At 30.1% G+C, this 545-nt stretch carries 1 protein-coding gene; it reads left to right on the forward strand.

Annotation, left to right across the window (positions count from 1 at the left end):
• Positions 1 to 545: dynamin family protein (locus IDG60_RS27170; protein ID WP_206160395.1), on the forward strand; the 545-nt coding region annotated here is incomplete at both ends.

Here is a 545-nt window from a genome sequence, read left to right on the forward strand (position 1 = left end):
AGTGGCTACTGATAATACTCAGGATAATCGTGATAATCAGCAGCTAAATCAAAATACAGCTACAACAAATATGTCTATAGATATTCAAAAAGCGCTTGATATAATTTCGGATGTGCCTTTGTTCAAGTGTACAAAGCAAGATATCCACGAAACATTAACACGTATAGATAATAAATTAATAAAAATAGGTGTATTTGGAACATTTAGTGCGGGTAAAAGTAGTTTGATAAATGCATTATTAGGCGAGCATATTTTAGTGAGTTCTCCAAATCCTACTACAGCAGCTACTACAGAAATATCTTATGGAGACGAGAGTTATATAACGCTAAAATCACAATCGCAATTATTAGATGAAATTAATGCAGTAGTTGAATACCAAGATATATCTTTTTCAACTATAGAAGAATTTATTAATTGGGATTTAGAAAAGTTAAAATCACATTTAAATAAAAATCAACTCGCTTTTATTCAGGCAGTTGAAAAACATTATAAATTGTATGTCAATATGTTGGAAAATGGAGAAAAACATGCCATTAATCAACAGG

The organism is Staphylococcus sp. EG-SA-2 (assembly GCF_017152085.1).